Here is a 26,336-nt window from a genome sequence, read left to right as displayed (position 1 = left end):
GTAGTTAGATTTAGGACAAGTGAGTGGCAATTTCGGTAGCAGGTGGAGTTAAGCCTGGCAAAGTGATAGAAGTGGAGCAACGCCACTATCAAAAGATCATTGTTGGTAAACAAAAAGCAAATACAATAGTTGATAGCTTCGATGCACAAGCTGAAAACGACGCCAATAAGCTTGAAATAGAGCGCCAGGCGATACGCTTGCGAGTTGAGCAGCAAGCAAAATCACAGCAAATCTACAAAGCAGTTTCTGCGCAGCTAACTAGCACAGTTAACAATGCCATTGAGCACCAACTTGCGTCACCTGAACTTGTGCTTGAAAATAGCAAGCTTGAAGAAAGCCAAATATTGCTAATCGAGCAGATACTTGCCAGCGATCCAAACCTTAATCGCATGCGTCCGCTAATCGCTAACCTAAGCTGGTTATCTCGCGATCTGGTAACCATGATCAACAGCCCCGCCTCAAAACATCGTCGTCCTAAAACATCTGATGTACAGGTTACAGATTTAAAGTTAGTGCTGAACTATATCGGTATTGAGAATCTGCGTTTGTTGATTCCGTATTTTAGTTTGCGTAATTGGTTACCATCAGGTAATGCCAATTTATTGTGGACCACGCGTAAATTGTGGCGTTATAGCATGGTCACGGCCATCGCTGCCCAAGCGCTTGCTCAGTTACATGAGAAGGACGTTAGCTTGATTTATAGTAGTGCCTTGATGTATCAAATGGGCACAGCGGTCATTCTTAATAACAGTATCAGCATATATGACAAAACTTGGGGGGGTGGTTAAGAGAAGCGAGTCAGGAGCGAGATAAAGAAGTCTATGATGCCGTAATGGCGACCGAGTTCCCCTCGCAAAAGGTTTATGAGCAGGTGTTAACTCATGGACATTCACTAAACTGGCAATTACTTGAGTTACTTGAGTTTAAAGATAGTCCGCTGACTAACATTCTCAAAGAGCTCGATGAGGCTTATCACTTTAGTGATTTATCGGTAGAGGCGCAGATTGTTGCCAAAGCGAGTAGCTTTGCCAAAGTTTATCTACTAAGTGAAATCAACATGATAGAGCCCGCAGAGCGGCGAGTTATGTTTGATTACTATCAATTCTCAGAGCAAGAAATTTTGCGTTTAAAAGCGCAAAACTTCCGCAAGCTAGATTTATTGTAAAAAAACCAATAACGCGGACATTCCTACTTCGCAACATTGCAGCTTCTGCGACATTTTAAGGTTTCAGGCTAACTTAATCCCTTACTGCTATTGTTTGTACTCTTGGATAATAGTCATAGTGTTCTCTAGATAGTAACTCGTTGACAGCAGGATGCCAGATAGCTTCAACATGCTCGCGAAAGCTGGTTAAAATAACTGCAATATGCAGTTATTTGCACTAATTTAGGTCATTAGTTAATGTGTAGTTATGCACTTTTGGTGAATAGCTACACAAAATATGTCGAAACAACTTTTTTTGTGACTATTTATTCTATAAAACCTACATTTAAGCGCTTCGTATGCATCAAATTGCCAATCTTTATTCATTTTTTAGGCCAGCGTCTCATTAGTTAGTTGTCGATTACTGGCATTTTGATCACATTTTCGCTAATAATGTTCAGATAATTAAACAAGCATACGCTATTTCACTAACATAAAATAAAGAAAATAGCGCCTTAGGTGGCCTAAGCGCCCCGGTTAACTAAAAAGGAAAACAAGCGATGAGTGTTGAAATGAACTTAACTCGAGCCCAATTTGATGAAGTCATGGTGCCTAATTATGCGCCAGCGGCGGTAATCCCTGTTCGTGGTGAAGGTAGCCGAGTTTGGGATCAGGAAGGCAAAGAGTTTGTCGACTTCGCTGGCGGTATCGCAGTTAATTGTTTAGGCCACTGTCATCCATCTCTCGTTGCAGCGTTGAAAGATCAAGGTGAGAAGCTTTGGCACCTATCTAACGTAATGACTAACGAGCCTGCGCTTGAGCTAGCAACTAAGTTAGTTAACTCTACATTTGCTGAGCGCGTATACTTCGCTAACTCTGGTGCAGAAGCAAACGAAGCTGCGCTAAAACTTGCACGCCGTTACGCGCTAGATAACTTTGGTGAGCAAAAAGATCAAATTATCGCGTTTGATAAAGCGTTCCACGGTCGCACCTTCTTTACGGTAACCGTTGGTGGTCAAGCTGCATATTCAGACGGTTTTGGTCCTAAGCCACAAAGCGTTACTCACATTCCATTCAATGACATTGCCGCATTAGAAGCGACAATCTCTGATAAAACCTGTGCCATTATGCTTGAACCTCTGCAAGGAGAGGGCGGCATCATTAATGGTGACCCAGAATTCCTAAAAGCGGTTCGCGAGCTTGCAGACAAGCACAATGCATTGGTTATATTCGATGAAGTGCAAACGGGTATTGGCCGTACCGGTGACTTGTATGCCTACATGGGGACTGAAATCGTACCAGACATCCTAACTAGTGCTAAAGCGCTTGGTGGCGGTTTCCCAATCGCAGCTATGCTAACGACCGAAAAAGTGGCTAAGCACCTTAAAGTAGGTACTCACGGTTCTACATACGGCGGTAACCCGCTAGCTTGTGCTATCGGTAATGCGGTTATGGACGTGGTTAACACTGATGACGTACTTGCTGGTGTTAAACAGCGTGAGCAACTCTTCCGCGACGGTCTAGCTGAAATTAATGCTAAGTACGATGTATTTAGTGAAGTGCGCGGTAAAGGTTTATTACTTGGAGCAGTACTTAATGACAAGTACAACGGCCGTGCACGAGACTTCCTAGTTGCTTCAGTAGCTGAAGGCTTAATGAGCCTAGTTGCTGGTGCAAATGTTGTTCGTTTTACTCCTTCACTGGTTATCCCAGAAGCTGATATCAAAGAAGGCTTAGCACGTTTTGAACGTGCAGTAGCTAAAGTCGTGGCGGGATAAAACAAGTTTATTGTTTTTAAACTTGTTGTCTTAGTGCTGACAAACCACAGTTTGTCAGCACCTTTAGGAGATTAAAATGTTAATCATTCGGCCAATACGCGCCTCTGATTATGATGCCTTGCATAGCATTGCCATTGAATCGGGGCACGGATTTACCTCGCTGCCAGTCAATGAAGAGCTACTGCGCTCTAAAATCGAGCGTGCTGAAAACTCTTTTAATAAGAAAGTTAAAACGCCGCAGGACGAAGGCTACTTAATGGTGATGGAAGACACCAAAACCGGTGAAGTTGTCGGTACCTGTGGTATCGAAGCTGCAGTCGGGATGGAAGATGCTTTTTATCACTATCGTTTAGGCACTGAGGTTTACCACTCAGAACAAATTTCGGTTCGTAATGAAGTTGAAACCTTAACCCTTTGTCATGATTACACTGGCGCAGCAGAACTATGCACGCTGTTTTTAAAAGACCGCTACCGTAAAGGCCGCAATGGTCGCATGCTATCTCGCTCGCGCTTTTTATTTTTAGCTCAGCACAAAGAGCGCTTTGGTCACACTGTGATCGCTGAAATGCGCGGCGTGAGTGATGATAAGGGCCAATCACCTTTTTATGAATGGCTGCAAAAGCACTTCTTGGGTATCGACTTTGTCGAAGCTGACTACTTATCAGGTTTAGGCAAGAAGTCTTTTATGGGTGAAATGATGCCTCGTAGCCCGGTTTATGTTGGCATGCTGCCAGCAAAAGCGCGCCGCGTGATAGGTGAAGTCCATAAAAATACTAAGCCTGCGCTGCGTTTACTTGAAGCAGAAGGCTTTAAGTTTAGGAATTACGTCGATATCTTCGATGGAGGTCCAACGGTTGAGTGTGCTTTGACCGACATTCGCGCGGTTCAACAAAGTCGCTTGCTTACCGTTAAAATCGGCCGTATGCCGCATGCTGATACGCATTATATTTTTTCAAATACTTCAGTTGCCGAATATCGCGCCGCAACTGCCAAGTTACTCGTCTCCCATGAACACGACGAAGTGATTTTAAGCCCTGAAATTGCCAAAAATTTGTTGGTAGAAGCAGGCGATCAAATCCGCGTGTTATCAATGTAGGAACAAATTCAATGGAACAGTTTATTAATGGTCAGTGGCTTGCTGGTAAGGGCCACAGCGTACAATCAACTAACCCAGCCAATAAAGAAGTAATTTGGCAGGGTAATACCGCTACAACTGAGCAAGTTAATCAAGCAATTGAAGCTGCGCGAAATGCACAGTTTGATTGGTTTATGTTGGGCTATGAAGGCCGCATCGCGGTGATCAATGCCTATAAAGCACAGCTAGAAGCGCACAAAGACGAAATTGCTGAAACTATCGCACAAGAGACTGGTAAGCCGCAGTGGGAAACCGCCACTGAAGCGGGCGCCATGATTGGTAAAATTGGTTTATCAATCCAGTCTTATGACAAGCGAACGGGCACATCGACAAATGAAATTCCTGCTGGTCGCGCTGTATTGCGTCACAAGCCTCATGGTGTGGTTGCAGTATTTGGTCCATACAACTTCCCGGGCCATTTACCAAATGGTCATATCGTGCCAGCACTAATTGCTGGTAACACTGTGGTATTTAAACCGTCAGAGCTAACACCTAAAGTAGCTGAGTTAATGCTTAAGTGCTGGGAAAAAGCCGGTCTTCCTGCTGGTGTGATAAACCTAGTTCAAGGTGAAGTTGAAACGGGTAAAGCGTTGGCTTCACACCCGCAAATCGACGGGCTATTCTTTACCGGTAGCTCTCGTACAGGTCATATCTTGCATGAGCAGTTCGCTGGGCACCCTGGTAAGATTTTAGCGTTGGAAATGGGCGGTAATAACCCGTTAATCGTAAAAGACGTCGCTGATACCAAGGCTGCAGTGCATGAGATTTTACAATCAGCTTATATCTCTGCTGGTCAACGTTGTACTTGTGCGCGTCGTTTGTATATCGAGCAAGGTGCGAAAGGTGACGAGTTAATCGCTATGCTGACCGAAGCGGTCAAGCAAATTGCTGTTGCTCCTTGGAATGCACAGCCACAGCCATTTATGGGCTCGATGATCTCTGAAGGCGCAGCAAAAGGCATGGTAGCGGCGCAAGACAACTTACAATCTCTAGGTGGCCAGTCTCTGGTTGAACTGAAGCATCTTGAAGCCGGTACAGGTCTAGTTAGCCCTGGCCTTATTGATGTGACAGCAATCGATGCACTGCCAGATGAAGAATACTTTGGCCCACTGCTGCAAGTGGTTCGGTACCAAGACTTTGATCAAGCAATTAATCTAGCTAACGATACTCGTTACGGGTTATCTGCAGGTTTACTTGCTGACAGCCGTGAAGATTATGATTACTTCTTGGCGCGTATTCGTGCAGGTATTGTTAACTGGAATAAGCAAATCACAGGCGCGTCAGGTGCAGCGCCATTTGGCGGTGTTGGCGCATCAGGTAACCACAGAGCGAGCGCATTTTACGCGGCAGACTACTGTGCATACCCTGTAGCCTCGGTTGAAGCCGATGCAGTTAACCTACCAACAAGTTTAAGCCCTGGCTTAAAACTGTAACGCTGATTTAAATGATAAGGGGCATGTTGAGCCCCTTTATTCTTTGTTAGATAGGGCAAACAAGGACCGAACTAATGCATACCGATGTAAACACGTTATTTGCCGAGCTGTGGCAAGACTATATTCAGATGACGCCATCTGCAGCGAAAATCCATGAGCTGTTAGGCAAGGGCGAAGAGATCATTAACGACCATATTGCGCTGCGCACTTTTAACATCGCTAAGGTCAACCTAGATGTACTTGCTAAGCACTTTTTGGCTTTAGGTTATGTGGATAGCGGCGACTATAAGTTTGAGCAAAAGAAACTTGTTGCTAAACACTTTGAGCATCCAGACCCAACCCAACCTAAAGTATTTATCTCTGAGCTATTAGTAGAAGAGTTTAGTGATTCACTGCAGCAAACGATTAAAGGCTTTATCGAGCAGATGGACGCTTCTGTGACCACTGCTGAGAACTTTATCTACTCAGGTCGTCACTGGGACTTAGATATCGCTACTTATCAAGCACTGCTTACTGAGAGTGAGTATGCTGCTTGGGTTGCTGCGTTGGGATACCGCGCAAATCACTTTACAGTATCAATCAATCATCTTGCTGATTTTGAGCACATTGAAGATGTTAACCAGGCGCTTAAAGATGCGGGCTTTGTATTAAATAGCTCAGGTGGTGAAGTGAAAGGCTCTGCTGAGGTATTACTTGAGCAATCATCAACCATGGCTGATCGCATGACTGTTAAGTTCTCAGATGGTGAGCTAGAGATCCCATCTTGCTTCTATGAGTTTGCTAAGCGTTATCCAAAAGCGGACGGTGAGCTTTATACTGGTTTTGTTGCGGCATCAGCCGATAAGATTTTTGAGTCGACCAATAGCTAATACTGGGCTTCGCTAGTTAACTACCTATGTTAGCCTCTAGCTCAATTAGCTCAAAAATAAAAAGCGCCTTGGCTGTTGAAGCTAAGGCGCTTTTTGTTGTATGTCATCAACAACTCTCTTAGCGCAGGTTTTATGCGCCAGTGGCTTACTGCCAGCACGGCTAATAGCCGTGCTAGTGCTAATTCAATCTATGATTTACTACTGGCATCACTAGTTAGTGGGAACTCTATAACCACTGATAAACCTGATAGCTGCTGCCCTGACAAGAAACTTAGCTTGAATTCATATTGCTCGCAGATTTCTTTAACGATTGACAAGCCTAGTCCGTGCCCCATTACTGCTTCATCAAGACGTTTTCCGCGCTGTGTAAGCTGCGCTAGCGCCTCTTGCTCAACACCGACACCATCATCTTCAACTGTAAGTAAAATGCGCTCAGGCTCGATACTAAGGGTAATACTGACTTGAGATTGTGCCCATTTAAATGCGTTATCCAGTAAGTTACCAAATAACTCCATGCCGTCTTCACGGTGGATAGGTAAACGAGTATTGTCTACCTGGGTAATGAGTTTACAGTCAATTGATTTATGGTGATGCACTTTATTGAGGGTGCTAATTAGACTATCAAAGTCTTTAGGGAAGCTCATTTGTGCAGCTGGCAGCATGTCTCCAGTAACCCGCGCTGCAGCAAGTTTACGCTCAATCATCATGCGAATATCATCAAGTTGTTGTTGCATCGCTGATGCAATTTCTGGCTCTGATAAGCCAAGGGCTTCAACCTGTTGCTGCATTACGGCCAGTGGCGTTTTCAAGCCATGGCTCAAGTTACCTAGATTATTACGACTTCTCTCTACTTGCTTTGAGGTGTATTCGAGTAGCTCATTGTAGGTTTTTGCGAGCGGTAAGATCTCTTGTGGAATAGGGTCTAGGTTGAGTTGGTTTATCTCGCCATCTCTTAGTTTAGCGATTGATTCTTGTACCTGTTTCACTGGCTTAAATGATTGGCGCAGAATTAAGAAAATACCGAGCAGCATCGACAATAACATCGCAATATTAATGGCGAGTTTTACCCCGAATACCTCACTAAACACGCGCCGGCCAATACTTAAGTCTTGAGCTACGGTAAGGGTTGCAGTGAGGTCAGTGTTAGGCGCACCAACACCAATTGACAATAACTGAATATCATTGTTTTTCGGCCCTTTTGCTTGCCATGAGCGCATCTCTTTGGCTTCAAGCATTTCAATCTTCAGCTGCACGTCCCATAGTGAGCGTGAACGGATAACGTCGTTTGGCAGGTTTAGTTGATAGTAGCGCCCCGAATAAGCAGGTTTATAGAAGCTAGATAGCTGGCTTTGATCAATGACCAGTTTGCCTTCTTCGAGTCTTGTAGCAAGTATGATGTGCTCTAAGTCTTCCTCAAGTCGGTTAATAATTGAGTCGTGAAATGCCTCACGTAGCATCGACTCGAACAGCATAATACCCGTTAAGGTGGCTAACACGATTAACCCGCTTAGCCACAAGCTTAACTTAGAGCGAATCGAGATCATTTAGGCGATCCCGTGGAAGATATAACCCTGACCGCGGCGGGTCTCGATAGCTGTTTTACCCAATTTTTTACGTAGATGAGTCACATAAACTTCGACTACGTTGCTTTCTTTCTCATCATCGAATTGATATAGCTTTTCGGTGAGTGAAGTTTTTGACAGTAGCTTTTTAGGCGACATTAAGAAGATTTTTAGCAGCCTGAACTCCATTGCAGTGAGATCGTATTCCTTATCTTCAAGCATTACTTTTTGCTCGTTTACATCTAAGGTGATACCTGCAACTGTGATTTGATTATCAGATGAATTCATACGCCCACTGGCGCGGTGAATCAAAGCTTGAATACGTGCAAGTAACTCTTGAGCGTGGAATGGCTTGCCTAGGTAGTCGTCTGCACCTGCATTAAAGCCTTCGACTTTTTCGTGCCATTGACTACGAGCAGTAAGCATGATGACCGGCGTTGATAGGCCGTCTTTACGCCATGAGTCTAACAGTTCTAGGCCATTACCATCTGGCAGGCCTATGTCTAGAATGACACAGTCGTATTGAGATTCTTTGATTAGGTAGTCTGCTTCCGTAGCTTTGTCGGTGACATCCGTGACATAGCCTGCCTGTTTAAGCTGTTTTTCAAGTTCAGTGACCAACAGCGGGTTGTCTTCAACGAGTAGCAGTTTCATTTTCGGTACACTCACTTAGTGGTTTTGATAGTGAATTAGTCAGATCTTTGCTGGCATCAAGTTCAAAATAAACCTGTTTACCGTTAGATAGTTGCATTTGTACAGCGTAAAACCAAGTATTACTTACTTGCACTAACCTAACATCAATTAGCTGGCCTTTGCAGTAGGCTTCAACAGTTTTTAGTGCGCTGTTTAACGACACGATTTCGCCATTGGCCACTAACTGTGCAGCCGTGTTGTGCTCAAACTCATATGTGTCGTTAGGTGCTAGTGGAGGCTGAGTAAAAGTAACTGAACTCAAGCTGAGAACGGAGCTAAATAACCAACTCATTTTTCGCTCCCAAACAAAAAGTGGTGACCAAATCAATTGACCACCACTTTAGCTGAGTTGCCTTAAATTGAGCTGAAGTAGCTCCGCTTTAGCTTAGCGCGTACCGTATACTACGATAGTCTTACCATGTGCTTGGATAAGATTTTGCTCTTCAAGCATTTTCAAGATACGGCCAACGGTCTCACGAGAACAACCTACAATTTGACCGATCTCTTGACGAGTGATCTTAATTTGCATGCCGTCGGGATGAGTCATTGCATCTGGCTGCTTAGCAAGGTGCAGTAAAGTTTGAGCAATGCGACCTGCTACGTCTAGGAATGCCAAATCACCTACTTTTTGACTGGTGCTTTGCAGACGGTATGCCATTTGCGCTGAAAGCTTCATTAAGATTTCAGGGTTAACTTGAATAAGCTGCTTAAATTTCTTGTAAGAGATTTCAGCAATTTCACATGCCTGTTTAGCACGGACCCAAGCAGTACGTTCAGCTTGCTCTTCGAACAAACCTAGTTCACCGATAAAGTCTCCTTGGTTAAGATATGACAGGATCATCTCTTTACCTTCTTCATCTTTAATCAGAACAGCGACAGAACCTTTAACAATATAGTAAAGAGTGTCTGAATCTTCGCCTGCGTGAATCAAGGTACTCTTGGCAGGATATTTGTGAATGTGACAGTGTGAAAGAAACCACTCCAAAGTTGGATCAGGTTTTGGCTTGCCAATAAGAGCCATAATAACTTCCTCGATTGATTAAAAATTAATGTAAGTTTTATCTAATTAAGCATTATACGTGACAGTGTAACGCAAAACTTTGATGAAGATCGAATTTAAGGGCTGGCGTAGTGTATACGAACTTGCTAAGCATTTGGTTTATTTTGCCTTATTTGCGATGAAGTTCAAAGTTCGCAATGATTTCTTGGTGTTAAACATGTTTATAAATCAGCGCTAACAAGGGTTTCTATTGTGTTGAGTGAATTAGTTAGTTAATGTTGAGCCCATGTGTAGGCGCCTATAGGGCATGTTTAAAACTTGTGAGGTGGATTTGAAGACCCATTTGTTGTCACGTGTATTTGTCCTTCCTGGTGCGTTGTTGGCACTGAGTAGCTTAAGCTTGCCTGCGTTTGGCTTTGGCTTACCAGAAACTCAGGAAACCCAAACCGCTAGCAAACTGGTACGTATTGAATTTAAAGCCCAGCAAGGCGATGTAGATGCTCAGTATCTGTTAGGTTTGATGAGTATTACCGGCCGTTTTGTCGAAAAAGATTTAGGTTTAGGCAATGAGTGGCTGAATAAAGCCGCATTGCAAAACCACCCAAAAGCTCAGCAAACGCTTGCTGATTTAAGCTATGAAGGCAAAATTTACCCACGGGATCTTGCTGAGGCTAAAAAGTGGTATGCCATATTAGCTGAGCAGGGTAACAAGTGGGCTAATTTCCGTCTCGGGTTTATTTACTCTGCAGGTGGTGATGGTGTTGAGCGAAACTGTGGTAAAGCCATGGAGCAGTTTTCTGCGGTTGGTGATGACGTGTCTCTTGGTAACGTGGCCTGGATTTTGGCAACGTGCCCTGAAGCTGAATACCGCGATGGTGAGCGTGCGGTCGACTTGTCGCTTAAGCTACTTGAAAGCAATCAAAACGATCCAACCATTTTAGACAACTTAGCAGCAGCTTACGCCGAGCAAGGTGCTTTTGAGCAAGCTGTAACTACTCAGCAAAAAGCTATCGACGCGCTGAAACAAAACCCTGAGCTTGCTAACATTGATGAGTTTCAAAGTCGCCTTGAGCAGTATCGTAACAACAAAGCTTATCGAGAAGTCATTCCTCTCTTGAACTGAGCAAGCTAGCAACTGAAATTAGCCCAAGGGTCAAAATTAATCTAAGGGCTACCCCAGAGCGAATGAGCGATTGATTATGAGCCATTTACTAAGGGGTAACGAACTTTGATTGCGCAAGACGCCGTAAAATCATCCCTGATGGCTCAGCTTTAGCATCCCTGCTAAAGAGGCTTGCTTACTCAAAGCTCATTAACCCCATAAGAAAGCGCGCGATAAATTTTCATGGTCTCGCCCTAAGGGCTACCCTTCTAATTACTGCTTTATCTCATTACGCGCTTTAGGGATTTCTGCCTAGGGTGAGTTGCAGTGTAATTTGTGGACCACTTTAATCAAATTGATGTTTAGGTGTTGGTCGCTATGGCTAAAACGGTAATTGAAAACGAGTAATGCTATGGAGTGGAGGGGGATTGATGTACCTCCCTAATAGACATAGCAGGGGCATCGGTTAGGTCAGTACATCAATATGTCACCACTACCCAGCTATGATGAGGTTCGTAGAGTAGCGGTGACAGGAATAGAATAAGCTGCTCGGCTTAAGTCAATCTTAACCGCGAGTTAGTCTTCGCCGAGCTCGGATATTTTAGTTACCTGCAGACGTTTTTCTTTTAACGCTCTGATTAGCGGCGTTAAGATTAATTCCATCGCCAATGACATCTTGCCTCCAGGAACAACCAGGGTATTGATGCGTGACATGAATGAGCCTTGGATCATATTCAAGTAGTACTGAAAGTCGACGTCTTTAACACCGCGAAAACGAATAACCACAAAGCTTTCATCAAGGCTTGGGATATCTTTAGCGCTAAATGGATTAGAGGTATCAACCGTCGGTACACGTTGAAAGTTGATGTGAGTACGAGAAAACTGCGGCGTCATATGCTGAATATAATCATCCATACTACGCACGATCGACCCCATCACTTTTTCACGGCTATGGCCGCGATCATTGGTGTCGCGAACAATTTTTTGGATCCACTCTAGGTTAACGATGGGCACCATGCCGATGAGCAAATCTACGTGTTTGGCAACGTCTATGTCGTCAGTCACCACACCGCCGTGTAGACCTTCGTAATACAACATATCTGTGTCAGCTGGTAGATCGCGCCAGTTAGTAAAGGTCCCTGGCATCTGGTTAAATGGCACAGCTTCATCAAAGGTATGTAGGTAGCTGCGAGTTTGCCCTGTTCCCGTTGCGCTATAACTGGCGAAGCACTCTTCGAGCTTGGCGAAGTTATTGGCTTCAGGTCCAAAGTAACTCAGGTTTTGATTTTCAGCTTGAGATTTACGGATCAGCACTTCCATTTCTGCGCGGGTGAAGTTGTGAAAACTATCGCCTTCAACAAAGGCAGCATTTATACCGAGCTGCCTAAAAATATGGGTAAATGCAGTAGTCGTGGTGGTGGTTCCTGCACCTGATGACCCTGTTACCGCAATAATAGGATGTTTTGCTGACATGTTTTCCGCCTGAATCTGAAGTCAATTAACCCCTGATTGGGGGCGTTTTTTGTTTGTTTATTCCGCTAGTTATACGGCAATTGTTCGTCTTGCGTCAAACCAGTGAGTGAATTAGGTTACTCCCAAAACGCCGTTGGTTGAATATGCTCACGCTGGCGAATCGCGATAGACTCATCATCTTCACTATACTCCACCACTAACTCGCCCTGTTTTAACTTTTGTTTACAGGCGCTAATCGCCGCATCAAATTGCGATGAGTCTAAATCGGCAAAGCTGCCATCTTCAAATTGAGATAATAAGTACTCTTTGATCAGCTGAGATACTGTGTCACTTGGCAGTGTTATCAGCGCCTCGTAGGGAACTATCATTGCTTGCTCCGTTTAGCAAAAACCTTAAAGCACGATGCTCAAGGTAGAATTTAGGCTGCCATGGTGTGCCGCCGTTAATAAAGCCAACGTGACCACCATATTGATGTAGCTCGTATTCTACCGCAGATGATAGTTGATGTTGCGCCGGGATCACCTCATCGGTCATAAATGGGTCATCTTGAGCATGAATGATTAAGGTTGGCACTGTAATGTGCTGCAAAAAACTTAGCCCGCTTGCGCGGTTGTAATAATCTTCAGCACCGTCAAAACCGTGCAACGGCGCAGTGATTTTGTCATCAAATAAATAAAAGGTTGAAAGGTTGGCTAGTTGGCTGTGATCCACTGGCATAGCCGTTTGCAGCTCTGGTGTTTCTAGCTTAGTACGCATTTTTTGCTGCAATTGCTTTATCAGGTAACTTTGGTAAACAGTGGAAAAGCCGCCTTCTAGGCGTTTAGCACATGCCCCTAGGGCCAGCGGCGCAGACACCACGACAGCGCGACTTAGCAGACTTTGCTCGCGGTACGTTCCCTGATACTTCGCCAGCACGTTGCCACCTAGGCTGTAACCAATACCAAGTAGTGGTGAGTTGGGGCAACGTTGTTTAAGTGTTTTAAGGGTAAAACTGACGTCTTCAGTATCACCACTGTGATAGCTACGAGCAAGACGATTAGGCTCGCCTGAGCAGCTTCGGTGATGATGCACTACTGTGCATAAGCCTTGCTGCTTCGCCTCATCTAACATGCGTCTGGCGTAATGAGACTGGGCGCTGCCCTCTAGCCCATGCACAATCAACAGAATTAGCTGGCCGTCTTCAGGCTTGCCTAACCAATCAAGATCAATAAAGTCACCGTCTTGTAGCTCTAGACGCTCGCGCTTTACCACGGGCATGGGAATTTTGCGCATTACTGGCAAAATGGTTTGTACATGTGGGTTCTTTGCCCACCAAGGTGGCGTGAATGCTAATGTCATGGCTATCAAATGCTTTTGCTTGTTTTTATATTGGTGTCTGATCGTTAATAGTGTAGATTCATACGTATGTTTAAAAAATGTTGCTCACTATTGGGGCGCACTCTATCACACAAGTGAGTGCAGCAAAAATAACTCAATAATACCGATCCCAATACCAGCAGCTTTGACAAACGCTTTCTTTGGGGAGAAGAAATGAAAAGACGGACCTTTATTACTGGCGCTTTCGTTGGCACTGCCGCGTTAGCACTCGGGGTTAACTTATCGACGTCGTATGTGGATGAAGATAATAGTGAGAACGCTCACCGGATGATCTTCGCTGCATTGATCCCCATCTTTTTGGAGGGGGCATTGCCTGATGTCGCCTCTCACAAAGAGCAAGCAATCAATCGTACGCTTAATAATATTGCCGACACCTTAAAGGTATTGCCAGATGATCAGCGAGACGAGTTATTAGAGCTGCTTGATATGCTGGAGTCACGCTTTTCTTTGTTACTGCTGACTGGCAGCTTAACGCCGCTTATTATGCGTCAACCTAAACAACTTGTTTCTATGCTTGAGTCTTGGCGTCATCACTTTATTGAATTACTGCAAACTGCTTATCTCGGCCTGCGAGAAGTGGTGATGGCAAGTTACTACGCTAGCCCAGAGCATTGGGGGAGAATGCAATACAGCAAGCCAAGCTTTTTGGTTAGTGACTAATAAACTCAACTAAACCAGAGTAGTAAACAAACCTTATTGACCAAGCTGTAATAAGAAAAATAACAAGGAGTGGTGTGTGGCAATAGTCGATCCAATTGAAGTCGGTTTAGCTAATGGCTGGCGACATATAGATGCAGGTCAATTAGAGGGCGAGCATCAGTTTGAGGCTGATGTGGTGATTGTTGGCACTGGCGCGGGTGGTGGCACTGCGTCAGAAATCCTCACCGAAGCTGGCCTTAAAGTGATTATGATTGAAGCGGGTGGGCTTAAGTCTTCGCGTCATTTTGATATGGAAGAGCGCACTGCTTACCCAAATATGTACCAGCAAGCCGCGGCGATGAAAACCAGTGATAAAGGCATCGGTATTTTTCAAGGTCGCACAGTGGGCGGCTCAACCACTATCAACTGGACAACTTCTATCCGCACGCCCAAGCAAGCACTAGATTTCTGGCAGCAAACCAATGATGTAAAAGGCCTTGATGCGGAGTCACTCAAGCCATGGTTTGAGAAAATGGAGCAGCGCCTTACCATTCAAGAGTGGACTTACCCGCCCAATAAAAATAACGCAGTGCTGCGTGATGGTTGCGAAAAGCTCGGTTGGGAATATACCGTTATCAAACGTAACGTCCGTGGTTGCTGGAATACCGGCTATTGCGGTGTGGGTTGCCCGGTTAACGCTAAGCAGTCAATGTTGGTAACCACAATTCCGGCAGCGCTTGAGCGCGGTGCAACCTTAATATCTCGCGCTAAGGTGATTGAGTTAAATCATCAAGGTGATAAAGTCACAGGACTCGTGGCTCAAGGGCAAAATGAGTATGGCAAGCCAACCCAAACCAAGCTGAGTTTTCGCGCTAAACATTACATATTAAGTGCGGGGGCAATTCACTCTCCAACTATTTTGATGCGGGCGCAAACACCTGATCCCTATCAATTGCTTGGTCGAACCTTTTTGCATCCGTCTTTACTTTCAGGCGCCTTATTTGAGGAGCAAGTCAATGCTCATAGTGGTGCGCCGCAGGCGATTTACTCAGATGAGTTTGTATGGCGAGACGGCGCTGCAGGTGAGCTAGGTTATAAGCTTGAATCTGCGCCAGTTCATCCAATTTTGATCTCTTCCAAGACTATAGGTTATGGCCAAAGCCACGCCAAATTGATGGAAAACTTTAACCGTATTCAGGTGCTGGTGGCGCTGGTGCGTGACGGCTTCAATGAGCAAAGCCCGGGTGGTCAGGTGCGGTTAACTGAGCACGGTTTTAGCCTAGATTATCCACTAACCCAAGCCTTTTGGGATACCGCTCGCAGGGCTTATTTGTCGATGGCTGAGTTGCAGTTTGCTGCAGGAGCCAAGCAAGTTTTACCAATGAGTGATGGGCAGTTATTTGCATCATCTTGGCAGCAAGCAAAAGCCAATATTGAGTCTATGGACATTGCGATATTGAAAACCATTGTTGCTTCAGCTCACGTGATGGGCGGTTGTCCAATGGGCGAAGATAAAACCAAGTCGATGATTGCCAGTGATGGCAGCAGTCATTATCTAGAGAACTTATCGGTTTTTGACGGCTCTATGTTCCCTACCAGTTTAGGGGCTAATCCGCAGCTGTCGATTTACGGCATAGTGGCCAAAAATGCCACCGCATTGGCGCAGCGCTTAACCGCTTAATCGTCGATTCTTTTAGGAAGTTCGCTCAATGTACTTGGGAGCAGCATATCGTATGCTTAATCTAGACTAGGTTGAAGTTAACTTTGAGCGAAATATTTCTGATAAGTGATAATAGTGGCTTTAGTCCTTAACTTACCATTTTCATGTTGTGAGTTTAGACATGAATAAAAAGCTCTGAGAATGCGGGTTTTACAGTATTTAGATCACACTTTTTATTAACAACTCACCCTATTTTGTATCTCAATAGCTTTCCTTACATTTTACACCTTTACACTCGTTACAACATAACATTAGTATGCTTGATTCGTTACTTATGCATTAAGACGTTGCTGTGACGATTAGCTGTAGACATGCTCCGTACTTATCTAGGCAGTGTTTATAGATAACTATTTATTGGGCTTGGCTCAAGTAAATCTGGCTTTGCTCAACTAAATAGTTGCCGTATCTGTAACGTCACCGTTTATTCAAAATAACAATAATGGAGTTAATCTATGAGAAAGTCATTAATTGCTGTGGCAATTACTTCGACTCTGCTAATGACTGCATGTCAGCAGATGAACACAAGCGCACCACAACAAGCCGTATCTGCAACTGAGCAGCAAGTTGTCGCTAACCCATTTTTTGTCAAAAGCGAGCTGCAATATCAAGCACCTGACTTTACTCAGATTAAAGATGAGCACTTCATGCCAGCATTTGAGCTGGGCATGCAGCAGCACCTAAAAGAAATTGACGCCATTGCTAACAACCCTGCGCCAGCGACATTTGAAAATACTTTTGTTGCGATGGAGCGTTCAGGTGAGTTATTAACTCGCGTATCACGCGTGTTCTTTAACCTTGTTGGTACAGACAGCAACGCTGAACGTCGCCAAATTCAAAAGACTATGGCGCCTAAGCTTGCAGGTCACTCAGATAACATTAACCTAAACCCTAAGTTATTTGAGCGTGTTGAAACCCTATACAACAAACGCGATCAACTAGGTCTAGATAGCGAGCAACTGCGCCTAGCTGAAACCACTTACAAAAACTTTATCCGCGCGGGCGCAAAACTTTCAGACGCTGAAAAGAAAACCATTCGTGCACTTAATGCTGAGCACTCAACGCTGACGACTCAGTTTGGTCAAAACCTGCTGCAAGAAACCAAGAACATTCAAGTGATTGTTGATGATGTTGCCGAGCTTGCTGGTCTTTCTGATTCACAAATTAGGTCTGCTGCAGCGTCTGCAAAAGCTGCAGGTCACGATGGTAAATACGCCATTAACATCACTAACACTACACGTCAGCCAATTCTTGCCTCGCTAGATAACCGTGAGCTACGTGAGCGTGTATGGAAAGCTTCTGCAAATCGTGCTCAATCAGGCAAAACTGATAACGGTAAAATCGTTGCGCGTTTGGCAACGCTGCGCGCTGAAAAAGCGCAATTGCTAGGTTACGACAACTGGGCGAGCTTTGGTCTTGAAACTAGCATGGCGAAAACACCACAAGCGGTATACGACATGCTAGGTTCTATGGTGCCAGCAGTTGTTGAAAAAACTAAAGTTGAAGCGGCTGATATTCAAGCCATGATTAAAGCCAAGGGTGGTAATTTTGAGCTGCAACCTTGGGACTGGGCATACTACGCCGACCTTGTTCGTCAAGATAAGTACAACCTAGACGAAGCTGAAGTTAAGCAATACTTTGAGTTTGACCGCGTGCTAAATGACGGTGTGTTCTACACCATGGGCAAACTATTCAACATTAGCTTCAAACTGCGCCCTGACTTACCTGTGTACCATGAAGATGTAAAAGCATACGAAGTATTTGACGCTAACGGTGATAGCCTAGCTATCTTCTATGCGGACTACTTTGCTCGTGACGGTAAGCGTGGCGGTGCGTGGATGTCTTCATTCGTTGGTCAATCTAAGCTTTTAGAGCAAAAGCCAGTGGTTGTGAATGTAATGAACATTCCTAAAGGCCCAGAAGGTGAAAAGACATTAGTTAGCTATGACAATGTAACAACCATCTTCCACGAGTTAGGTCATGGCCTGCACGGTATCTTCTCTGATGTGAAATACCCAAGCCTTGCGGGTACTGCAGTATCACGTGACTTTGTTGAGTTCCCATCGACTTTCCAAGAAGATTGGGCGGCGCACCCTCAGGTGATAGCTAACTATGCTAAGCACTACAAAACGGGTGAGCCAATTCCAAAAGAGCTACTGGATAAAGTGATTGCCTCTCGCAGTTTCAACCAAGGCTTCGACACCCTTGAGTATATGGCAGCTGCGCTGCTAGATATGGAATGGCACACAGTTTCAGCTTCTGACAAGATTGGCGATATCAATGAATTCGAGCATGCTGCACTGAAAAAGCATGGTGTAGACATTGCAGCGGTACCACCACGTTATAAGTCAGCTTTCTTCTCGCACTCAATGGGCGGCGGTTACTCAGCGGGCTACTACGCTTACATGTGGAGTGAGATCTTAGCTGCTGATGCATATGCTTATGTACAAGCTAACGGTGGTCTAACGATCGAAAACGGCAATAACTTCCGTAAAAACATTTTAGCTGTGGGTAACAGCAAGAACTTAATGGACGCTTACAAGGCCTTTAGAGGTCAAGAGCCAACAACGGATGCACTACTGATTCGTCGTGGTCTGAAGTAACCAAAGTTTAGCTTAGATTGGTTTAACCATGAGCCATTAAAAGGGCTAAGAGCTAAGGGTTAAGAGCAAAAGGGCTGATTATTCAGCCCTTTTTTGTGCCTGAGGTTTGGCTCTCAGGTAAAGTTCTACTGAACGGAACTCGCTAATTTCAATCAACAGTAAAAATTTGATTTGACACATTCGGAAATTCATATATATTTATTTTCGAATATTTAGCGTAGAACTTCAGGTCATATGTGCTGACCCTGCTATGCTAATTCACAAGTTCATTTTTATTGGTTTATTTAGAGGTGAAGACTGATGACACAAGCTGCAAATGAAGTTATTCCAAACGATTCGCCTGCTACTGAGCTGCGTGAAGCAGTGATATCGCCACTTACGTTTTATAAATCACTTGCCGATGAAACCAGACTATTGAGCTTGTTATTGATCGCAACGGAGCAGGAGCTTTGTGTTTGCGAATTGATGCAAGCATTAGATGAAAGCCAGCCAAAAATCTCCCGTCATTTAGCTCAGCTGCGCAAAGCGGGCTTGCTGCAAGACCGACGCCAAGGGCAGTGGGTGTTTTACCGCATTTCACAATCGCTACCACAATGGATGCAGCAAGTACTGCTAGACAGCTTACACAATAGCCAAACATATATCGCCCATAGTCAGCAGCGATTGGCGCAAATGGGTGACCGACCAACACGCAATGGTAAATGCTGCTAGGCGCGACGAGAAAGCCGCAAGCATTCGCCAACAAGTTTATGAGTTATAGATAGTTTTAATGTATTGAGGAATAAGTAATGACAATTAAAGTAGGTATTAACGGCTTTGGCCGTATGGGACGCTTATCTATGCGCGCCGCATTCGACTGGGATGAAGTTGAGTTTGTGCAAATTAATGACCCAGCAGGTAATGCAGAAACCTTAGCTCATCTGGTTAACTTTGACTCTATTCATGGTAAGTGGCATCACGAGGCGGTTGCCTCAGGTGATAGCATTGTGGTGGACGGCAAAACTATCCCTTGTTCATCAAACAAGGCGATTAGCGACACTGATTGGTCACAGTGCGATGTAGTGATTGAAGCATCGGGAAAAATGAAGTCTAAGGCTGTGCTGCAAGCGTATCTTGATCAAGGTGTTAAGCGTGTTGTGGTTACCGCGCCAGTGAAAGAAGAAGGTGTGTTAAATGTCGTTGTTGGCGTTAACCATGACCTTTACGACCCAGAGCAGCATCCAATTGTGACAGCAGCTTCTTGCACTACCAACTGTTTAGCGCCTGTGGTTAAAGTGTTGCATGAAAAGTTAGGCATCAAACATGGCTCTATGACCACTATTCATGACATCACTAATACCCAAACCATTATTGATGCACCTCACAAAGACTTGCGCCGCGCCCGCGCTTGCTCAATGAGCCTTATTCCAACCACGACGGGCTCAGCAACTGCGATTACCCATATCTTCCCAGAGCTAAAAGGTCGCTTAAACGGTCACGCTATTCGCGTGCCTTTACTCAATGCTTCAATCACAGATTGTGTGTTTGAAATGAATCAGCCGACCACAGTTGAAGAGATTAATGCGCTATTACAAGATGCAGCAGACAATGAGCTTAAAGGCATTTTAGGTTTTGAAACCCGACCGCTTGTGTCGATTGACTATCGCACCGACCCGCGCTCAGCCATCATTGACGCTATGTCGACTATGGTGGTTAATGACACCCAAGTGAAGCTCTATGTTTGGTACGACAACGAGTGGGGCTATGCTAACCGCACTGCTGAGTTAATGCGTATGGTAGGACTACAGGACAAGTAATATGTCACTGCTGACTAAGTTAAGCTCACTGCCCGATGCGATTAAACAGTATCTTATCGTCACTGGTAATTACTGGGCATTTACGTTAACCGATGGTGCGCTGCGCATGCTGGTGGTGCTGTATTTTCATCAGCTTGGGTATGCGCCGTTAGAAATTGCCATGCTGTTCTTGTTCTACGAGTTCTTTGGCGTGGTGACTAACTTAGTCGGAGGCTGGTTAGGGGCAAGGCTTGGGCTTAACCGCACCATGAATATTGGGCTGGCGATGCAAGTTATCGCGCTTGCCATGCTATTAGTGCCCGAAACCTACTTAACAGTCATTTGGGTAATGATGGCTCAGGCGCTATCTGGCATAGCTAAAGATCTCAATAAGATGAGCGCTAAAAGCTCTATCAAGCTGCTAGTGCCTGGTGATGCTCAGGGTAAACTTTATCAATGGGTGGCAATCTTAACTGGGTCGAAAAACACCTTAAAAGGCGTGGGCTTTTTCTTAGGTGGCGCATTGCTTAGTGCCTTTGGTTTTCAAACTGCAATCATGATTATGGCTATCGCGCTGGCACTGGTTTGGCTGATGAGCATCATGCTGCTTAAGCAAGACATGGGTAAAGCCAAAAACAAGCCTAAGTTTTCGCAGATTTTTTCTAAGAGTCAGGCGATAAACTATTTGTCTGCGGCGCGCATGTTCCTATTTGGTGCCCGTGATGTCTGGTTTGTGATAGCGCTGCCTGTATTCCTTGCCAGTCAGTTTGATTGGGACCATTGGTATGTTGGCGGCTTTTTAGCTTGCTGGGTGATTGGCTATGGCATAGTGCAAACCTTTGCGCCGTATTTCACTGGTAAGAAGCAAGGTAAGGTGCCAAACGGTAAAGCGGCATTTGCCTGGGCGCTACCACTGGTGAGTGTGCCGTTAGTTATTGCTGCATCACTGCATTTTAACTGGCAGGTGAGCGCAGTATTGCTATCGGGTTTGATGGTCTTTGCCGTGTTGTTTGCGATTAATTCATCGCTGCATAGTTACTTGATTGTTAGCTACGCCGGAGATGATGGTGTATCGCTGGATGTTGGCTTTTACTATATGGCCAATGCGATGGGGCGCTTAATTGGCACCGTACTATCGGGTTGGCTTTTTGGTGCTTACGGTCTAACGGTTTGCTTGATTGTGTCGGCTATATTTATCTTGCTCGCGGCGCTATTAGCACTGAAGTTACCGAGGTAGGCTTGCTTAGTTGGTTGTGATAATCAGCTATGATACTGGCAGAAATCAAAAAGGCGCTTTGTTTAAAGCGCCTTTTTATCATCTATTTTAGAGCAGGATATATTGAGCTTTTCAGGTTAGTTGAGCGTGCTGATAATGGTCTCATCTAAACCAAATAAACTAAGGTAAGCGGCAATATTCGATTGCTGCGGATTGCTTTCACCTTCAGTGCGAACCAGTTGTGCGCGGATAATTTGCTGTGATTTACGCTCCATAATCAGCTCAACTTCGAGCATTTTTTGATACTCGTCTTCACTGGTGTGTGCTTTGGCTTTGCGGCGTAGCGTGCGGTAGGGGATAAGTACAAACTCTTCCCACCTTGCAATTGCCTTTGCCAGCGACTGCCAGCTTGCTTTAGCAATGAAATACCCCTGAGCATCAAGATACTCAGCTAGTAAGATGAGATTCACATTGGTGTGGTAGTTGTCTTGTAAACTGATATAGCGATTAGGGTTAGCCAGGTAGGCTTGCTCGCAGTGTTGCCACAGCTGCTGGTCTAATGCTGGATGATCAAAAGCTGTCATAAATCTCTCCATGATTTTGCCCCTAAGCTAAAGTCAAAGTGCTAGCACGCATTGGTTTAAGCAAGCTAGCATTAAACCAATGCTATTGGGGCATCCTTAACAGATTATTAAGTAAAGCACTAAAGTGGAGAATTTTCCTGCTCAATGGCTTCAATACTTTCTTGAAGCTCTAGCCAGTCCATTTCGCTTTCTTCCATCGCCTGCGTAAGCTCAACTCGCTCGTCCAGTACCTTGGTGAGCTTTGCCTTGTTCTCGGCATCGTAAATGCTGGTATCAGCTAATTGGGTTTCAAGTTCGCTCAAGCGTGTTGACCATTTTTCTTGGTCTTTTTCTAGCTTGGCTTGCTTTTTCTTCAGCGGAGATAGCTTTTGACGTAATTCAGCCTCTAAACGCTTTTGCTGCTTTTTATCAATCTGTGGTGCAGATTCCTTAGTTGAGCTGCTCTCGCTCGCTGCTGCGGCTTTGGCTGCATCTAGCAGCCATTGGTGATAATCATCTAAATCGCCATTGAAAGGAGTGACTTCACCGCTATCAACTAAATAGTAGTCACTGCAGCTTAGGCGCAATAAGTGACGGTCGTGCGATACAATGACCATTGCGCCCTCAAAGGTTTGCAGGGCTACGGTAAGTGCATGACGCATTTCTAAATCTAAGTGGTTGGTCGGTTCATCGAGCAGCAGTAGGTTAGGGCGCTGCCATACCAATAGTGCCAGCACCAAACGGGCTTTTTCACCGCCAGAAAATGGTTTTACAACCGACAGAGCCATATCGCCGTCAAATCCAAATCCGCCAAGGAAGTTGCGCAGCTCTTGCTCTTTGGCATTGGGAGCTAGTCGTGCAAGATGCTGCATTGGCGTTTCATCCAGATGCAAAAACTCAACCTGATGCTGAGCAAAATAACCAATATTGAGCCCAGGGTTTGGCTGGTATTTACCTGATTGCGCTTCAAGTTGCCCGGCAAGTAATTTAATCAGTGTTGATTTACCTGCGCCATTGCGCCCGAGTAAACCAATGCGCGCGCCGGGTACCAGATTGAGCTGTACCTTATTAAGGATGGTTTTGTCACCATAACCAGCGGCAACTTGCTCCATGGCCACGAGCGGATTAGGCAAAGCATCTGGCGCTTTAAATTCCATGGTAAATGGGCTCTGAGCATGAGATGGCATTAGCTCGGTCATCTTTTCCAGTGCTTTTAGGCGGCTTTGCGCCTGCTTTGCTTTACTGGCTTTGTAGCGAAAGCGGTCAACGAATGACTGCATATGCGCGCGCTCTTTTTGCTGACGCTCATAGGCTACTTGTTGCTGCGCCATGCGCTCTGCGCGAATACGTTCAAAGGCGGTGTAGTTACCCTTGTAATAATTGAGTAAGTGATGCTCAACATGCACGATTTCATCAACAATACCGTCGATAAAATCACGGTCGTGACTAATTAAGATTAAGGTGCCCTGGTAGGTTTTAATCCAGCCTTCTAGCCAGTATGTAGTGTCTAAGTCTAAGTGGTTGGTTGGCTCATCGAGTAGTAATAAGTCTGAGCGGCACAGCAGTGCTTGAGCCAGGTTAAGGCGCATACGCCAACCACCGGAAAAGCTCTTAACTGGATTGTTTTGTTCCGTTTCACTAAAGCCAAGCCCTGCTAGTAGTGCGCCCGCTCGAGCATGAATCGCATAGCCACCAATCGCATCAATCTTGCCGTGAATTAGCGCGATGGCATTACCATCGTCGGCTTGTTGAGCTGCATGTAATTGCTGCTCTAGCTGACGATATTCAACGTCGCCATCAATGACATACTCAATTGCACTGGTATCCAGCGCCGGTGTTTCCTGAGCTACCGAGGCAATTTGCCAGCCGCTAGGTATGTTGAATTCACCTTTGTCGAGTTGTAGCTGTCCTTTAATTAACGCAAGCAGTGACGATTTACCTGTGCCATTAGCGCCCACAAGCCCAACCTTATGTCCTGGGTAGACTGTCAGTGAGGCTTCATTGAGTAAGGTTTTGCTGCCACGGATAAGCTGGGCTTGGCTAATGTTGATCATGAAAAACTACTTGGCTTAGATATCGAATATGGGGCGCATGATACCCCAAAGGCGCAGTTTTTTCCCACAATATTGGTGGTGAGCTATTAAAACGTGGCAAAATAGTGCTTAGCATCAATATAGATAACTAAAAACAACAAGAGTGATATATGGCACGAGTAAAAAAACGCTTTGTAGCTGGGGCTAAATGCCCAAAATGCGGCGCCCAGGATAGTATTGTGCTGTTTATGGACAATGGTATTGAAACCGTTGAATGCACAGATTGTGATTACCGAGAGCAGCAAGCTGATCAGGCTGTCGCTAAGCAGTCTAGCGGTGCCATGATTGGTGTGTTTAAGCCTGAATAACATAGCATATTCGCGGTAAACAAAAAGAGCAGCCAATGGCTGCTCTTTTGCTATTTAAGTTTACTGACTCATTAGTAAGTCTGGTGGTGTCTCGGCCGAAATCTTCATTTTGTGCTGATTAAGCAATTTGATCACACTGAGGTTGTTATTGGTTAAATCGTCAAAGCGTTGATTAATTTCTTCCAGCTCTAGCCCATAGCTTGGGTCGTCTTTTTCTTTACTTTGCCAGTAGTGTTTTCTGTCTAACTTTTGTACTTCACTGGCACGCAAAATTTCAAAGTAACTGTTTTCTTGCTTTAAGCGATAGATCTCACCATCCAGTAACTGCAAAAGTTTTTCTCTAGAAATGGTTTGCTTCTTTAACAGGGCTTTCAGTGGATCGTTTTTGACTTTCTTCTTGTCGGAATCGGTTTCGGTGGCGATGCCTAACTCGTATTCAATTTTGTGCTGGCGGAATTCTTGTGGGCACACTGTGTGGCTGAAAACGACTTTATTGTTTTTCATACATTTGTAAATGGTACTCGTATCCGCCTGAGCTAAGCAGGGCAGAATTAGAGCGAGTATAAAAAACAGTCGAGTTGCCATAGGGGGCGACAGGTCCTTTTGCTAACGATATGTGTTCCAGACAGTATAGCCTTCACGTAGGGATCGTATTGAAGATATTCCATTAACTCCGGTATTTTTACGTGAGAGCTACCTTATTTAGTATAAGCGACTAACAAGGCTATCGATCACTATGGCTTAATTTTAACGATAAAACCAGTTTTTTAACAATGTTTTTATTGCGGGAATTATAGATTTTTTAATGTTTTTTAAATGCTTACAAGCAGCGCGAGTAAGCATTTAGTTACATTTATTGTGCTGATAATATGAGTTAATGTTGCAGACTATTTAAGCTCGAAAACCATATTATCAATCAGGCGTGCTTTACCTAGATAGGCTGCGGCTAAGATAACTAGCTGTTTATCGCCCGCATTAGCAGGTTTTAGCGTCATTGCGCTGCGAACCTCGATATAGTCGAGCTTGAAGCCGACTTGTTCAATCATCTCGATTGCGTGCTGGCGAACGGTTGCTAGCTCCTCACCTTGCTGTAGCCCTTGTGCTATGTGGTCCATAGCTTGTTTGAGTTTGGCTGCACGTTGCTTTTCATCAGCCGTTAGATAGCCATTGCGAGAGCTCATAGCCAGACCCGATGGCTCACGAATGGTATCAACGCCGATGATCTCAATTGGCATTGATAGATCTTCGACCATGGTTTTGATGATGAGCAATTGCTGAAAATCTTTGCGACCAAATAGTGCAACATCAGGTTGAACGATATTAAATAGCTTGTTTACCACAGTGGCAACGCCGCGAAAATGTCCTGGGCGAGTGGCGCCGCAAAACTCATCGCCAATTTCAGGCACTTCGATAAAGGTTTGCTTATCTAATCCTTTCGGGTAGATGATGTCTGGAGTTGGCATAAACAGTAAGTCCGCGCCAACTTCAATCAGTGCTTTACTGTCTTGCTCATAAGTGCGCGGGTAGCCGTCAAAGTCTTCGTTTTGGCCAAATTGCATCGGGTTTACAAAAATAGAAACCACTACAACGTCAGCTTGTTGTTTGGCATTTTTAACCAGGGTTAGGTGACCTTGGTGTAAGTTGCCCATAGTCGGTACAAATGCGACTTTCTTGCCTTGTTGTTTCCATTGGCTAACTTGCTGACGAATATCTTGGATGCTGGAAATCGTTTTCATGGGACACTCTTAAATAAACGAGGGTGTTGAATTGAGGTTGATGTTTCGCTTGTTACTAGTCGCTTATCGTGTATAAAGCGGTGGTAATAAAATGCGCCTGAGATTAGTAGGCGCATGGAT

23 protein-coding genes and 1 pseudogene are annotated in these 26,336 nt (G+C 44.8%); 13 read left to right on the top strand and 11 right to left on the bottom strand.

Annotation, left to right across the window (positions count from 1 at the left end; all coding sequences use genetic code 11):
- Positions 1 to 23: 23 nt before the first annotated feature.
- From EXU30_RS06480 to EXU30_RS06460, 5 genes and pseudogenes are all read left to right on the top strand, one after another.
- Positions 24 to 1,165, top strand: a pseudogene (locus tag EXU30_RS06480) (HDOD domain-containing protein).
- Between the two features lie 539 nt (positions 1,166 to 1,704).
- A complete protein-coding gene (locus EXU30_RS06475; RefSeq protein ID WP_130598454.1) occupies positions 1,705 to 2,922 on the top strand; it encodes an aspartate aminotransferase family protein in 1,218 nt (405 codons plus the stop codon).
- A gap of 76 nt (positions 2,923 to 2,998) precedes the next feature.
- Positions 2,999 to 4,018 (top strand): arginine N-succinyltransferase, encoded by a 1,020-nt coding sequence (gene astA / locus EXU30_RS06470; RefSeq protein WP_130598452.1) that lies wholly within the window; start codon positions 2,999 to 3,001, stop codon positions 4,016 to 4,018.
- An 11-nt stretch (positions 4,019 to 4,029) separates the two neighbouring features.
- Positions 4,030 to 5,490 (top strand): succinylglutamate-semialdehyde dehydrogenase, encoded by a 1,461-nt coding sequence (gene astD / locus EXU30_RS06465; protein WP_130598450.1) that lies wholly within the window; start codon positions 4,030 to 4,032, stop codon positions 5,488 to 5,490.
- A 74-nt stretch (positions 5,491 to 5,564) separates the two neighbouring features.
- On the top strand, positions 5,565 to 6,359 hold the full coding sequence (locus tag EXU30_RS06460) for a DUF1338 domain-containing protein (protein ID WP_130598448.1): 795 nt from the start codon (positions 5,565 to 5,567) through the stop codon (positions 6,357 to 6,359).
- A gap of 188 nt (positions 6,360 to 6,547) precedes the next feature.
- On the opposite strand, the gene EXU30_RS06455 is transcribed toward EXU30_RS06460, so the two are convergent.
- The 4 genes from EXU30_RS06455 to crp all read right to left on the bottom strand — a co-directional run bounded on the left by EXU30_RS06455 (position 6,548) and on the right by crp (position 9,635).
- Positions 6,548 to 7,903, bottom strand: coding sequence for an ATP-binding protein (locus tag EXU30_RS06455; RefSeq protein ID WP_130598446.1), 1,356 nt, complete (start codon positions 7,901 to 7,903; stop codon positions 6,548 to 6,550).
- Positions 7,904 to 8,575 carry a response regulator gene (locus tag EXU30_RS06450; protein WP_130598444.1) on the bottom strand — a complete coding sequence of 224 codons (672 nt, stop codon included), beginning with the start codon at positions 8,573 to 8,575 and terminating at the stop codon, positions 7,904 to 7,906.
- Positions 8,556 to 8,906: a PepSY domain-containing protein gene (locus EXU30_RS06445; protein WP_130598442.1), complete on the bottom strand. Its 351-nt coding sequence runs from the start codon at positions 8,904 to 8,906 to the stop codon at positions 8,556 to 8,558. The genes EXU30_RS06450 and EXU30_RS06445 overlap by 20 nt, the downstream gene beginning before the upstream one ends.
- Positions 8,907 to 8,999: 93 nt before the next feature.
- A complete protein-coding gene (gene crp / locus EXU30_RS06440) occupies positions 9,000 to 9,635 on the bottom strand; it encodes a cAMP-activated global transcriptional regulator CRP (protein WP_130598440.1) in 636 nt (211 codons plus the stop codon).
- A gap of 322 nt (positions 9,636 to 9,957) precedes the next feature.
- Between crp and EXU30_RS06435 the strand changes: the two genes are divergently transcribed.
- A complete protein-coding gene (locus EXU30_RS06435) occupies positions 9,958 to 10,737 on the top strand; it encodes an SEL1-like repeat protein (RefSeq protein ID WP_423213377.1) in 780 nt (259 codons plus the stop codon).
- 555 nt (positions 10,738 to 11,292) lie between these two features.
- On the opposite strand, the gene EXU30_RS06430 is transcribed toward EXU30_RS06435, so the two are convergent.
- The 3 genes from EXU30_RS06430 to EXU30_RS06420 all read right to left on the bottom strand — a co-directional run bounded on the left by EXU30_RS06430 (position 11,293) and on the right by EXU30_RS06420 (position 13,527).
- A complete protein-coding gene (locus EXU30_RS06430) occupies positions 11,293 to 12,189 on the bottom strand; it encodes a phosphoribulokinase (RefSeq protein ID WP_130598436.1) in 897 nt (298 codons plus the stop codon).
- A gap of 116 nt (positions 12,190 to 12,305) precedes the next feature.
- Positions 12,306 to 12,557, bottom strand: a complete 252-nt coding sequence (locus EXU30_RS06425) for a YheU family protein (protein ID WP_130598434.1) — start codon at positions 12,555 to 12,557, stop codon at positions 12,306 to 12,308.
- The gene (locus EXU30_RS06420; RefSeq protein WP_130598432.1) at positions 12,517 to 13,527 is read right to left on the bottom strand and encodes a hydrolase; all 1,011 of its coding nucleotides are present in this window, start codon (positions 13,525 to 13,527) and stop codon (positions 12,517 to 12,519) included. The genes EXU30_RS06425 and EXU30_RS06420 overlap by 41 nt, the downstream gene beginning before the upstream one ends.
- Positions 13,528 to 13,719: 192 nt before the next feature.
- On the opposite strand from EXU30_RS06420, the gene EXU30_RS06415 reads away from it, so the two are divergent.
- The 6 genes from EXU30_RS06415 to arsJ all read left to right on the top strand — a co-directional run bounded on the left by EXU30_RS06415 (position 13,720) and on the right by arsJ (position 21,537).
- On the top strand, positions 13,720 to 14,226 hold the full coding sequence (locus EXU30_RS06415) for a TAT leader-containing periplasmic protein (RefSeq protein WP_130598430.1): 507 nt from the start codon (positions 13,720 to 13,722) through the stop codon (positions 14,224 to 14,226).
- A 76-nt stretch (positions 14,227 to 14,302) separates the two neighbouring features.
- The gene (locus tag EXU30_RS06410; protein ID WP_130598428.1) at positions 14,303 to 15,886 is read left to right on the top strand and encodes a GMC family oxidoreductase; all 1,584 of its coding nucleotides are present in this window, start codon (positions 14,303 to 14,305) and stop codon (positions 15,884 to 15,886) included.
- A gap of 491 nt (positions 15,887 to 16,377) precedes the next feature.
- The gene (locus EXU30_RS06405; protein WP_130598426.1) at positions 16,378 to 18,525 is read left to right on the top strand and encodes a M3 family metallopeptidase; all 2,148 of its coding nucleotides are present in this window, start codon (positions 16,378 to 16,380) and stop codon (positions 18,523 to 18,525) included.
- A gap of 366 nt (positions 18,526 to 18,891) precedes the next feature.
- On the top strand, positions 18,892 to 19,236 hold the full coding sequence (locus EXU30_RS06400) for a metalloregulator ArsR/SmtB family transcription factor (RefSeq protein WP_130603291.1): 345 nt from the start codon (positions 18,892 to 18,894) through the stop codon (positions 19,234 to 19,236).
- A 77-nt stretch (positions 19,237 to 19,313) separates the two neighbouring features.
- Positions 19,314 to 20,321, top strand: a complete 1,008-nt coding sequence (locus tag EXU30_RS06395; protein WP_130598424.1) for an ArsJ-associated glyceraldehyde-3-phosphate dehydrogenase — start codon at positions 19,314 to 19,316, stop codon at positions 20,319 to 20,321.
- 1 nt (position 20,322) lies between these two features.
- Complete coding sequence (gene arsJ, locus EXU30_RS06390; protein ID WP_130598422.1) at positions 20,323 to 21,537, top strand: organoarsenical effux MFS transporter ArsJ; 1,215 nt, start codon at positions 20,323 to 20,325, stop codon at positions 21,535 to 21,537.
- Positions 21,538 to 21,653: 116 nt separating this feature from the next.
- Here arsJ and EXU30_RS06385 read toward each other — a convergent pair whose 3' ends face one another.
- Both EXU30_RS06385 and EXU30_RS06380 read right to left on the bottom strand, forming a co-directional pair.
- Positions 21,654 to 22,100 (bottom strand): TIGR02444 family protein, encoded by a 447-nt coding sequence (locus EXU30_RS06385; protein ID WP_207234104.1) that lies wholly within the window; start codon positions 22,098 to 22,100, stop codon positions 21,654 to 21,656.
- A gap of 119 nt (positions 22,101 to 22,219) precedes the next feature.
- Positions 22,220 to 24,133 (bottom strand): ABC transporter ATP-binding protein, encoded by a 1,914-nt coding sequence (locus EXU30_RS06380; RefSeq protein WP_130598418.1) that lies wholly within the window; start codon positions 24,131 to 24,133, stop codon positions 22,220 to 22,222.
- A gap of 149 nt (positions 24,134 to 24,282) precedes the next feature.
- Here EXU30_RS06380 and EXU30_RS06375 point away from each other — a divergent pair, with 149 nt between their 5' ends.
- A complete protein-coding gene (locus EXU30_RS06375) occupies positions 24,283 to 24,480 on the top strand; it encodes a YheV family putative zinc ribbon protein (RefSeq protein ID WP_130598416.1) in 198 nt (65 codons plus the stop codon).
- Between the two features lie 60 nt (positions 24,481 to 24,540).
- On the opposite strand, the gene EXU30_RS06370 is transcribed toward EXU30_RS06375, so the two are convergent.
- A complete protein-coding gene (locus EXU30_RS06370) occupies positions 24,541 to 25,065 on the bottom strand; it encodes a DUF4124 domain-containing protein (RefSeq protein WP_130598414.1) in 525 nt (174 codons plus the stop codon).
- 302 nt (positions 25,066 to 25,367) lie between these two features.
- Entirely contained in the window at positions 25,368 to 26,216 is an 849-nt protein-coding gene (gene panC / locus EXU30_RS06365) for a pantoate--beta-alanine ligase (protein ID WP_130598412.1), read from the bottom strand.
- Positions 26,217 to 26,336 lie beyond the last annotated feature (120 nt).

Origin of the sequence: Shewanella maritima, from assembly GCF_004295345.1 — a bacterium.
In the GTDB taxonomy this organism is placed as follows: Bacteria; Pseudomonadota; Gammaproteobacteria; order Enterobacterales; family Shewanellaceae; genus Shewanella; species Shewanella maritima.
The sequence above is the reverse complement of the archived record's forward strand: the minus strand, read 5'-3'. Positions and strand labels throughout refer to the sequence as shown.

Bases quoted from the DNA above. Each gene is read 5' to 3' on its own strand.
- EXU30_RS06385 (WP_207234104.1), bottom strand. From the start codon at position 22,100: ATGACAGCTTTTGATCATCCAGCATTAGACCAGCAGCTGTGGCAACAC.
- EXU30_RS06430 (WP_130598436.1), bottom strand. From the start codon at position 12,189: ATGTCAGCAAAACATCCTATTATTGCGGTAACAGGGTCATCAGGTGCA.
- EXU30_RS06380 (WP_130598418.1), bottom strand. From the start codon at position 24,133: ATGATCAACATTAGCCAAGCCCAGCTTATCCGTGGCAGCAAAACCTTA.
- EXU30_RS06455 (WP_130598446.1), bottom strand. From the start codon at position 7,903: ATGATCTCGATTCGCTCTAAGTTAAGCTTGTGGCTAAGCGGGTTAATC.
- EXU30_RS06375 (WP_130598416.1), top strand. From the start codon at position 24,283: ATGGCACGAGTAAAAAAACGCTTTGTAGCTGGGGCTAAATGCCCAAAA.
- panC (WP_130598412.1), bottom strand. From the start codon at position 26,216: ATGAAAACGATTTCCAGCATCCAAGATATTCGTCAGCAAGTTAGCCAA.
- astA (WP_130598452.1), top strand. From the start codon at position 2,999: ATGTTAATCATTCGGCCAATACGCGCCTCTGATTATGATGCCTTGCAT.
- EXU30_RS06420 (WP_130598432.1), bottom strand. From the start codon at position 13,527: ATGACATTAGCATTCACGCCACCTTGGTGGGCAAAGAACCCACATGTA.
- crp (WP_130598440.1), bottom strand. From the start codon at position 9,635: ATGGCTCTTATTGGCAAGCCAAAACCTGATCCAACTTTGGAGTGGTTT.
- EXU30_RS06405 (WP_130598426.1), top strand. From the start codon at position 16,378: ATGAGAAAGTCATTAATTGCTGTGGCAATTACTTCGACTCTGCTAATG.
- EXU30_RS06460 (WP_130598448.1), top strand. From the start codon at position 5,565: ATGCATACCGATGTAAACACGTTATTTGCCGAGCTGTGGCAAGACTAT.
- EXU30_RS06395 (WP_130598424.1), top strand. From the start codon at position 19,314: ATGACAATTAAAGTAGGTATTAACGGCTTTGGCCGTATGGGACGCTTA.
- astD (WP_130598450.1), top strand. From the start codon at position 4,030: ATGGAACAGTTTATTAATGGTCAGTGGCTTGCTGGTAAGGGCCACAGC.
- EXU30_RS06450 (WP_130598444.1), bottom strand. From the start codon at position 8,575: ATGAAACTGCTACTCGTTGAAGACAACCCGCTGTTGGTCACTGAACTT.
- arsJ (WP_130598422.1), top strand. From the start codon at position 20,323: ATGTCACTGCTGACTAAGTTAAGCTCACTGCCCGATGCGATTAAACAG.
- EXU30_RS06370 (WP_130598414.1), bottom strand. From the start codon at position 25,065: ATGGCAACTCGACTGTTTTTTATACTCGCTCTAATTCTGCCCTGCTTA.
- EXU30_RS06475 (WP_130598454.1), top strand. From the start codon at position 1,705: ATGAGTGTTGAAATGAACTTAACTCGAGCCCAATTTGATGAAGTCATG.
- EXU30_RS06445 (WP_130598442.1), bottom strand. From the start codon at position 8,906: ATGAGTTGGTTATTTAGCTCCGTTCTCAGCTTGAGTTCAGTTACTTTT.
- EXU30_RS06415 (WP_130598430.1), top strand. From the start codon at position 13,720: ATGAAAAGACGGACCTTTATTACTGGCGCTTTCGTTGGCACTGCCGCG.
- EXU30_RS06425 (WP_130598434.1), bottom strand. From the start codon at position 12,557: ATGATAGTTCCCTACGAGGCGCTGATAACACTGCCAAGTGACACAGTA.